Raw genomic sequence first — 9,262 nt, forward strand, 5'->3', positions numbered from 1 at the left:
GACACGCCTCAAAGAATAAGGATTGCTTGAAGCAGTCAAACTTCTTTGGAAGCCCCCACTTCAAATTTTCGCTAGAAAATTAAGTGGGGGTAGTTCACGAATTGGAACATTGAAACGGAACAGGGCATGAAACGGGTGGAGAGCCCGGAGAAAAGCAAAAGACCGCCGGACAGCAAGGCGGTCTTTTACTGTGCAGGCGCCGGTGAACGGCTTCCGTCGATGCGGGGCAAAATTAAAATCTCGACGCGCCGGTTTTTCATCCGGCCGGCGGCGGTCGTGTTCGTGGCGATCGGCTTGTATTCGCCATATCCTTTGGCGCTGAAATAGCGCGGATCGAGTTGCTTGTTTTCAAGCAGCACTTTCATGAAATTGACGGCGCGCATGACGCTCAGCTCCCAATTGGAAGCAAATTTCTCATTATGAATCGGCACGTTGTCCGTATGGCCGCTGATCATGATATTGCGCGGCGGGTTCATGACGAGCAAAGCGGAGATCTCCGCCGCAAGACGCCGGTCTTTCATGCGTACTTCAGCGCTGCCGGAGTCGAATAAAATGTCATCCAAAATGGTGATGGCAAGCCCTTCATCCGTCAACGATGTCTGCAATTTCCCTGTCAAGTGTTTTTGATGAATATAGCTGTCAATTTTCACTTGGATTTGTTTCAGCTCTTCTTTTTCTCCTTCGTTTATAGACGAAGAAGGAGTCTGAGACTGTTGCTGCTGATTTTGCTGCCGCCCTTTTTCGTCTTCCGCAGGCGGTGTGATCGGTTCAATGGGGCTTTGAAAATCAAACACCCCTGTCCCACCGGCAAAGGCGGTGCTGAAGGCGCGGGCGATTTCTTGAAACTTTTTTTGGTCGATCTGGCTGCTGGCAAACAGAACGATAAACAAGGCGAGAAGCAGCGTAAGCAAATCGGCGTACGGAATCAGCCAAGATTCGTTTATGTGGTCATCGTGTGAGTGCTTTTTTTTCTTAGCCATTGACCGTTTCCCCTTGCGCTTGCGCCAGCGCCTGATGGCGTTCGCTTTCCGGTAAATAGGACGCAAGTTTTTGTTCGATCATGCGCGGGGCTTGTCCTTCCAAAATGGAGAGCACCCCTTCGATCATGATGTAGCGCACTTTTGCTTCTTCTTTTGATTTCCGCCGCAGTTTGTTGGCAAACGGATGCCAAAGCACATAGCCGGTAAAAATCCCAAGCATGGTCGCAACGAACGCAGCGCTGATCGCTTTGCCGAGCTCAGCGATATTTTCCATGTTCCCGAGCGCAGCGATTAAGCCGATGACAGCGCCCAACACCCCAAGCGTCGGCGCATACGTGCCGGCCTGTGTAAAAATGGCGGCGTTCGCCTCGTGCCGCTCTTCCATGGCGGCAATTTCTTCCGTCATCACATCGCGGATGAACTCTTGCGTCTGCCCGTCGATCGCCATGCTGAGCCCGTTGCGCAAAAACGGATCCTCGATGTCATCCAGCTTCGCTTCGAGCGCCAGCAGCCCTTCGCGGCGGGCGATATTCGCCCAATCGACGAACAGCGGAATCAGTTGTTCGACCGTCGGCGTCGTTGATTCCGTGAAAATGACTTTGAAAAGCTTTGGCACTTTTTTAATTTCGTGCGTCGGAAAGGCGATGACGACCGCTGCCGCCGTCCCGACGAGAATGATGAGGATGGCGGCCGGATTGATCAATACAGCAGGCGAAACGCCCTTAAAGTACATGCCCAGCCCGACGGCAATGACACCAAGGATGATGCCGATGACCGATGTTTTGTCCAAATGAATCCCCCCGCTTTTTCCATACGAACGATCTACGCCATTGGGCGTTTTTATGAAGAAACCATATTTATCATATACTGAATATAGGAGGTTGAAAAGGGAAAAAGGTGTGACATGAGACGCAAAAAGCCGCCCGCTCCATTAGGATGACGGAAAGGGCAGCTCCGATGATCATCATATTTTTTTCAGTTTAAACGTGCCGACCATTAAAAACGATAAAATGAGCGCCAAAAACATAAACGATTGCGGCGGAAAGTACGGAATGGCCAAATAGCCCAACGTCATCAACACTCCGGCAGCCGTGATCGGCAGCCCCGCAAAGTAGCCGTTGTTTTCTGTGATGTTGAAGCGAGCGAGGCGGAAGGCGCCGCAAGCGATGTACAAAACGGTGAATACCGCGCCGGGCGCGCCGAACTCATGGAACAAGCCTTGGTACATCAGCAAGGCGGGAGCGACGCCGAAGGAGACGATGTCGCTCATCGAATCGAGCTGCTTGCCAAGTTCGGATTCAATGTTCATCTTGCGCGCCACAGCGCCGTCAAAGCGATCGACAAACGCTGCTAAAAAAACGAGCAGCACGCTCATATGAAGCTGCCCTTTCAGCGTAGCCAGGACGGAAAAGCCGCCAAGCGACAGGTTTGTCATCGTCAAAATGTTTGCCACGTTTGCTTTCAGTTTTTTTAACGTATAATCTAGATAGTCCGATAAGAACAAGTTTCCCCACTCCTTTTCCAACAGAAAACGCCAAAAGAAAATTCTACTACCATTATACTCATTTTGGCGGTAATATGGAAGGTAGTAACGACTGGACGTTTCATAAATTGGAGGGAACGTGCTTGCGAAAATGGCTGTACCGTTTGTTGATTGAGCTGACCAACCACTCGCTTTCTTCGAAGCTGCTCGCTTCGTTCGCCAAGTCGCGCTTTAGCGCCTGGTTGATACCATCGTATGCGAAGATTTACCATATTAATCAAGAAGAAATGGAAAAAAGCTTAAAAAATTATAAAACGCTGCAGCAACTGTTCGTCCGCCGGCTCAAAGCCGGCGCGAGGCCCGTTGATGACGACGAGTGCACCGTCGTCAGCCCGGTTGATGCAGTGATTGAAGAAATGGGCATCATCCGGGAAAACAGTGAAATCATCGTCAAGGGAAAACCGTATTCGATTGCTGAAATGCTCGGCAGCGCCGAGGCGGCGCAGCCGTATGTGAACGGGTTCTTTTTTATTCTGTATTTAAGCCCGAGCCATTATCACCGCATCCACAGCCCAATATCTGGGATGATCGAGAGGCAGTGGACGCTCGGACGCAAATCGTATCCGGTCAACCGTCTCGGCTTGAAATACGGAAAGCGGCCGCTTGAAAAAAATTATCGCCTTATCACGGAGGTAAAGGCAGGCGGCAAGCGGATGGCGATCGTCAAAATCGGCGCCATGTTCGTCAACAGCATCGAGTTGACCCATACGGGAGAGCAGCTCGTGAAAGGGGAGGAGATGGCGTATTTTTCGTTCGGTTCAACGGTCGTCTTGCTGTTTGAACGCGGAAGTTTCGCCCCTGACCCACGCATCGTTGCGCCGATGCCGGTGAAAGTCGGCGAACGGCTCGGCTATTGGCGCTAGGCGCCGGGATGAAGGCGGCAAACAAAAAAAAAGCCCGAAGGCCTCCGTTTCACGACGACAGCTTGATTTTATGGGTCAATGAGCGGCGCTGGATTTCCTGTTCGATCAATTCGATGAATTCCGGGCTTAAGTTGAGTTCTTTCGCCTTGAAGTACGACTCGATCAACAGTTCATCCGATAAATGTTTCATCGGCGAAGCCCTCCTTTTGAATGGAATGAAATGATGGGTTTATACATATAATGGTAGGTTACTTTCAATGTACCATGATTTGCAAAATAGAACAACCGTTCTGTTATCCACAGGGGATGGTGGATAATGTGTGGAAAACTTGTTTATAAAATAGTGTAGGCATGACCATCACTTTGTGAATGTTGTGGATAACAGTTATCCACAAACCGGGAGGGCGCGGAATTTGTCGAAAACTTTCTGTTCTGCATGTCTGCAGCCGGGCGGCTGCCAAACTTTGTTTTGAAATGAACGGCCAAATTCGCTATCATGGGAAAAGCAAAGACAAAGGCAGGTGAGCGATATGCTTCATTATTTTTTGCCAAGCCAATTTGTGAAGCGCGTCATTGACATTCAGCCGGACGAGCTGAAGAAAAAAGGGGTAAAAGGAATTATCACCGATCTGGACAATACGCTCGTTGAATGGGACCGGCCCAGCGCCACGCCGGAGCTGGCCGCCTGGTTTGAGGCGGTCAAGCGGGCGGGCATTAAGGTTGTGATCGTATCGAATAATAATAAACGACGCGTGCAGTCGTTTGCCGAACCGCTTGGCATTCCGTTCATTTTCGAGGCGCGCAAACCGCTGACGCGCGCATTTTTGCAGGCACTGGCCATGATGGGGCTGAGCAAAGAGGAAGTCGTCGTCATCGGCGATCAGCTGCTGACCGATGTGCTTGGCGGCAACCGCCTTGGATTGAATACGATTTTAGTCGTCCCGGTCGCCCAGACGGACGGATTATGGACGCGCGTTAACCGGAAAATGGAACGGAAAATTTTAAACGCTATGCGGAAAAAAGGGATGATTTATTGGGAGGAATGATCGTGGAGCCACAACTGCGTTGCATCGGCTGCGGGGCGGCCATTCAGTTTGACGATCCGAAAAAGGCGGGCTATGCGCCAAAAAGCGTGCTCGAAAAAGACGAGGAAGAAATCATTTGCCAGCGCTGCTTCCGCCTAAAACATTACAACGAAGTGCAAGACGTGCCGCTTGATGACAGCGATTTTTTAAACATGCTGCACCGCATCGGGGAATCGAAGGCGCTTGTCGTCAACATCGTCGATATTTTTGACTTTAACGGGAGCTTTATTCCAGGATTGCCACGGTTTGCGGCTGACAACCCGATTTTGCTTGTCGGCAACAAAGTTGATTTGCTGCCGAGATCGGTAAAATATCCAAAGCTGTTGCAATGGATGCGCCGCATGGCGGAAGAGCTCGGGCTGCGTCCGGTAGACGTCTGTCTGGTGAGCGCGGCAAAAGGAATCGGCATGGCAAAGGTGATGGAAGCGATCGACCGTTGCCGCGACGGCGGCGATGTGTATGTCGTCGGCTGCACGAATGTCGGCAAGTCGACGTTCATCAATCGGATCATTGAAGAGGCGACCGGCAAAGGGAATGTGATTACCACGTCATATTTCCCGGGGACGACACTCGATATGATCGAAATTCCGCTTGAGGGTGGAGCGACGCTGTATGATACGCCGGGGATCATCAACCATCACCAAATGGCGCACTTTGTTGATGCGCGCGACTTGAAGATCATTACGCCGAAGCGGGAAATCCATCCGCGCGTTTATCAGCTCAACGAAGGGCAGACGCTCTTTTTCGGCGGCTTGGCCCGCCTCGATTACATCAAAGGCGGGCGCCGCTCGTTCGTCTGCTACATGGCCAATGAGTTGACGGTTCATCGGACGAAGTTGGAAAAAGCTGACTCCCTTTATGCCAATCAGCTTGGCGATTTGCTGTCGCCGCCAAACAAACGCTATGCCGCTGAATTTCCGCCGCTTGTGCCGCGGTCGCTGTCTGTGAAGGAGCAGAAGACGGATATCGTCTTTTCCGGACTTGGTTGGGTGACGTGCAACGACCCGGGAGCCCAGCTCGTCGTCCATGCTCCAAAAGGGGTGGATGTATTTATTCGTCAATCGTTGATTTAACGTGATGGGAGGGGAGAATATGGAGAACGTATATGGGCTGCTCGGGTTTCCCGTTGAGCATTCGCTGTCGCCGCTTATGCATAACGACGCGTTTGTCCGCCTCGGAATCCCGGCGCGCTATCACCTATTTTCTGTTCACCCGAAGCAAGTCAGTGAGGCCATCGCCGGCGTGCGGGCGCTCGGCATTGCCGGGGTGAACGTCACCATTCCGCATAAGATGGCGGTTATTCCATTTTTGGATGACATCGACGACCATGCGCGCCGCATCGGGGCGGTAAATACAATCGTCAATGACAACGGCCGGCTCGTCGGCTATAATACGGACGGACCTGGCTACGTCAAGGCGCTCGAGGAGGAAATGGACGTCAGTCTCGACGGCAAGCGGATTTTGCTGATCGGCGCCGGCGGCGGCGCACGCGGCATTTACTTTTCATTGCTGTCGACGGCAGCCAAGCGCATCGATATGACCAACCGGACGGTGGAAAAGGCGGAGCAGCTCGTGCGCGAAGGGGAGGATGGCCGCTCGGCGTATTTTTCACTCGCCGAGGCGGAAACGCGGCTTGACGAATACGATATTATTATCAATACCACTTCTGTCGGCATGCATCCGCGTGTCGAGGCGCAGCCGCTTTCCCTTGAACGGCTGCAGCCGGGGACGATCGTATCGGATATCATTTACAACCCGCTTGAAACGAAGTGGCTGAAGGAAGCGAAAGCACGCGGCGCTCGTGTGCAAAACGGCGTCGGCATGCTCGTGTACCAGGGAGCGCTAGCGTTTGAAAAATGGACCGGCCAATGGCCGGATGTCAACCGGATGAAACAGCTTGTCATCGAAGCGTTAAGGAGGTAACATATGCTGACGGGAAAACAAAAACGGTTTTTGCGGGCGCAAGCTCATCATATCAAGCCGATTTTCCAAGTCGGCAAAGGCGGCGTCACCGAAGAGATGACGAAACAAATTGCCGCAGCGCTGGAGGCGCGCGAACTGTTGAAAGTGAGCGTGTTGCAAAACTGCGAAGAAGACCGCTACACCGTCGCTGAGCAACTGGCAGCCGGGACGGGGGCCGAACTTGTGCAAGTGATCGGCAATACGATCGTCTTATACAAAGAGTCGAAAGAACACAAACAAATCGTTTTGCCTGACTGACAAGCGGCGCGGCCAAGATGAAACGGCGGGGGGAAGGAAGATGGGAAAAATCGGGATTCTCGGCGGAACGTTCGATCCACCCCATTACGGCCATTTGATTATGGCGAATGAAGTGCTTGACGCCCTTGAGTTGTCACAAATTTGGTTTCTGCCCAACCGCATTCCTCCCCATAAGCAGCACGAACAAGTGACGAAAAGCGAGGATCGGCTCCGCATGCTCGAGTTGGCGGTGGCCGGTCATCCATGCTTTCATGTTGAGACGATCGAGCTTGAACGGGAGGGGCCTTCCTATACGTACGATACGGTCCGGCAGCTCGTCGCCATGCATCCGGATGATGAGTTTTATTTCATTATCGGGGCGGATATGGTCGAATATTTGCCGAACTGGCACCGCATTGACGAGCTGATTAAGCTTGTGACGTTTGTCGGGGTGAAGCGCCCCGGTTATTCCATGGAAACGCCATACCCGGTCGTCGAGGTGGAGGTGCCGCAGTTTGCCGTCTCTTCGTCGCTTATCCGCCAGCGGATGCAAAACGGGCAGACGATCCGCTACCTCGTGCCGGAAGGTGTGAGACTTTATATTGAGGAGAAGGGATTATATGGAGCGAGAACAGGCGTTGCTGATTGTGAAACAACAGTTGACGGAGCAGCGCTACGAGCATACGCTTGGCGTTGTCGAAACGGCCGTTAAGCTAGCCAACCAGTATGGCGCCGACGTCAAAAAAGCGGAATTGGCCGCCATTTTCCATGACTATGCGAAATTCCGCCCGGTTGAAGAAATGAAACAAATCATTTTGGCGCACAATATGCCCAACGACTTGCTTGCGTACAACAGTGAATTGTGGCATGCGCCCGTCGGCGCCTATTTGGTGCAGACGGAAGTCGGCATTGACGATCCAGACGTGCTGGATGCCATTCGCTACCATACATCGGGAAGAGCTAGGATGACGCTGCTTGAAAAAATTATTTATTTGGCTGACTATATCGAACCGGGGAGGAAGTTTCCCGGCGTTGAGGAAGTAAGGCGCCTCGCCGAGGAAGATCTCGATCGCGCGCTGTTGCAGGCGGTGAAAAATACGATTGCGTTTTTGCTTGAGAAGCGCCAGCTCATTTATCCAGATACGATTCATGCGTACAATTCACTCGTGAGTGAAGTGAAGGGGGAAGCAAAACAGTGACGGAACAAGAGGCGTTGCAGCTTATCGTCCGCGCGGCGGATGATAAAAAGGCGGAAAACATTGTCGTGCTCAATATGAAAGGCATTTCGCCCGTTGCCGATTATTTTGTCATTTGCCATGGCAATTCGGACAAACAAGTGCAGGCCATCGCCCGCGAAATTCAAGACCAAGCGGAAGAGCGCGGCTTAGCGGTGAAGCGGGTTGAAGGATTCCAGGAGGCGAAATGGGTGCTTGTGGACCTCGGCGACATCGTCGCCCACGTATTTGCGAAAGACGAGCGCGACTATTACAATCTCGAACGGCTTTGGGGGGACGCCCCGATGGAAGACGTCGCGGCTGTGCTGCAGCCATGACCTATGCTCGTTTCGCCGATTGGTACGATGCGCTCATGGCCGAGGCGCCGTATGATGCGTGGCAATCATTTGTCGAGCGGGTTTTCGCCCGATACGCCAAACGGCCGGGACGGCGGGTTGTCGACATCGGCTGCGGGACGGGCGAACTTGCCATCCGCCTCGCCAAGGCCGGATGGCAAGTATCCGGCGTGGATCTATCCGAACATATGCTCGCCGTCGCCCAGGCGAAAGCGGAGGCAGCCGGTGTCAACGTGCCGTTTTTCGAGCAAAACATGGCGGAGCTCGACGGGTTTTCTGATCTCGATGGCGCCTTCCTGTTTTGCGATGCTCTCAACTATTTAACGGATGAAGAGGATGTGAAGCGGACGTTCGCCGCCGTCTCCCGCGCGCTCGGTCCTGAAGGGCTGCTGCTGTTTGACGTCCACTCGGTTTACAAAATGGACGTCTTGTTCCGCAATGCCGTCTTCGCCGATCAAGGCGACGATCTCAGCTACATTTGGACGTGCCATCCGCTTGACTGGCCGCACAGCGTCGGGCACGAACTGACGTTTTTCGCCCGCCGCGGCGATCTTTACGAGCGCTATGACGAATGGCACGAACAGCGCACGTTCGAGCGCGCTGTCTATGAGCGATGGCTCGATTCCGCCGGCTTTGAGGTGCTTGAAGTGACCGCCGATTTCACCGATGCGCCTCCGACCGAGACGGCGGAACGGTGGTTTTTTGTGGCGCGGAGGCGGTGAGGGGCGTGTGGTGAGGGACCTTAGCAGCCAAAAAAGATGCTGTTGCAAGAGGTTGATGGAACATCACTGAAAGTGGGGAAAGAAAAAAGAGCCGGAGGGGCTCTTTTTTTATGCGCATGTGGAAAAGAAGGGGGGGAATGTATGGCCAAACGTTGCGATCGACGCGATTGACGGCTGGGAAATTGAAAAAGATGTGTGAGTTATATAAGTTGAATTAAAGATTTACAACTGAACACACAAACGATCGATCGTTTGTTCTGGTTTCTGGTTGATTCGCTGAATAAAGGCTTGGACATTCTT

Annotated in this window: 13 protein-coding genes; 9 read left to right on the plus strand and 4 right to left on the minus strand. The window is 52.7% G+C overall.

What is annotated here, in order from left to right; all coding sequences use genetic code 11:
* Nucleotides 1–185: 185 nt before the first annotated feature.
* The 3 genes from motB to pssA all read right to left on the minus strand — a co-directional run bounded on the left by motB (nt 186) and on the right by pssA (nt 2,484).
* Nucleotides 186–980, minus strand: coding sequence for a flagellar motor protein MotB (gene motB / locus CV944_RS15620; RefSeq protein ID WP_050367578.1), 795 nt, complete (start codon nt 978–980; stop codon nt 186–188).
* Nucleotides 973–1,770 carry a flagellar motor stator protein MotA gene (gene motA, locus CV944_RS15625; protein ID WP_033011958.1) on the minus strand — a complete coding sequence of 266 codons (798 nt, stop codon included), beginning with the start codon at nt 1,768–1,770 and terminating at the stop codon, nt 973–975. Before motA ends, motB begins: the two co-directional genes overlap by 8 nt.
* A 174-nt stretch (nt 1,771–1,944) precedes the next feature.
* Nucleotides 1,945–2,484: a CDP-diacylglycerol--serine O-phosphatidyltransferase gene (gene pssA, locus CV944_RS15630; RefSeq protein WP_014196390.1), complete on the minus strand. Its 540-nt coding sequence runs from the start codon at nt 2,482–2,484 to the stop codon at nt 1,945–1,947.
* A 122-nt stretch (nt 2,485–2,606) separates the two neighbouring features.
* Between pssA and CV944_RS15635 the strand changes: the two genes are divergently transcribed.
* Nucleotides 2,607–3,386, plus strand: a complete 780-nt coding sequence (locus CV944_RS15635) for a phosphatidylserine decarboxylase (RefSeq protein WP_033011959.1) — start codon at nt 2,607–2,609, stop codon at nt 3,384–3,386.
* A 49-nt stretch (nt 3,387–3,435) separates the two neighbouring features.
* On the opposite strand, the gene sda is transcribed toward CV944_RS15635, so the two are convergent.
* Complete coding sequence (sda, locus tag CV944_RS15640) at nt 3,436–3,576, minus strand: sporulation histidine kinase inhibitor Sda (protein WP_033011961.1); 141 nt, start codon at nt 3,574–3,576, stop codon at nt 3,436–3,438.
* Nucleotides 3,577–3,916: 340 nt separating this feature from the next.
* Here sda and CV944_RS15645 point away from each other — a divergent pair, with 340 nt between their 5' ends.
* From CV944_RS15645 to CV944_RS15680, 8 genes are read left to right on the plus strand one after another with little or no spacing between them, the layout of a single operon-like run.
* Entirely contained in the window at nt 3,917–4,432 is a 516-nt protein-coding gene (locus CV944_RS15645) for a YqeG family HAD IIIA-type phosphatase (protein WP_033011962.1), read from the plus strand.
* A gap of 2 nt (nt 4,433–4,434) precedes the next feature.
* A complete protein-coding gene (yqeH, locus tag CV944_RS15650; protein WP_100659102.1) occupies nt 4,435–5,544 on the plus strand; it encodes a ribosome biogenesis GTPase YqeH in 1,110 nt (369 codons plus the stop codon).
* A gap of 19 nt (nt 5,545–5,563) precedes the next feature.
* Nucleotides 5,564–6,394, plus strand: coding sequence for a shikimate dehydrogenase (gene aroE, locus CV944_RS15655; protein ID WP_095859687.1), 831 nt, complete (start codon nt 5,564–5,566; stop codon nt 6,392–6,394).
* A 3-nt stretch (nt 6,395–6,397) separates the two neighbouring features.
* On the plus strand, nt 6,398–6,691 hold the full coding sequence (yhbY, locus tag CV944_RS15660) for a ribosome assembly RNA-binding protein YhbY (RefSeq protein WP_033014727.1): 294 nt from the start codon (nt 6,398–6,400) through the stop codon (nt 6,689–6,691).
* Nucleotides 6,692–6,731: 40 nt separating this feature from the next.
* Nucleotides 6,732–7,382 (plus strand): nicotinate-nucleotide adenylyltransferase, encoded by a 651-nt coding sequence (locus CV944_RS15665; RefSeq protein ID WP_063330852.1) that lies wholly within the window; start codon nt 6,732–6,734, stop codon nt 7,380–7,382.
* On the plus strand, nt 7,291–7,869 hold the full coding sequence (gene yqeK / locus CV944_RS15670) for a bis(5'-nucleosyl)-tetraphosphatase (symmetrical) YqeK (protein WP_033011967.1): 579 nt from the start codon (nt 7,291–7,293) through the stop codon (nt 7,867–7,869). Before CV944_RS15665 ends, yqeK begins: the two co-directional genes overlap by 92 nt.
* Nucleotides 7,866–8,222, plus strand: coding sequence for a ribosome silencing factor (gene rsfS / locus CV944_RS15675; RefSeq protein WP_033011969.1), 357 nt, complete (start codon nt 7,866–7,868; stop codon nt 8,220–8,222). Before yqeK ends, rsfS begins: the two co-directional genes overlap by 4 nt.
* Nucleotides 8,219–8,962 carry a class I SAM-dependent DNA methyltransferase gene (locus tag CV944_RS15680; RefSeq protein ID WP_100659092.1) on the plus strand — a complete coding sequence of 248 codons (744 nt, stop codon included), beginning with the start codon at nt 8,219–8,221 and terminating at the stop codon, nt 8,960–8,962. The genes rsfS and CV944_RS15680 overlap by 4 nt, the downstream gene beginning before the upstream one ends.
* Nucleotides 8,963–9,262 lie beyond the last annotated feature (300 nt).

The organism is Geobacillus sp. WSUCF-018B (genome assembly GCF_002809985.1).
Lineage (GTDB): Bacteria > Bacillota > Bacilli > Bacillales > Anoxybacillaceae > Geobacillus > Geobacillus thermophilus.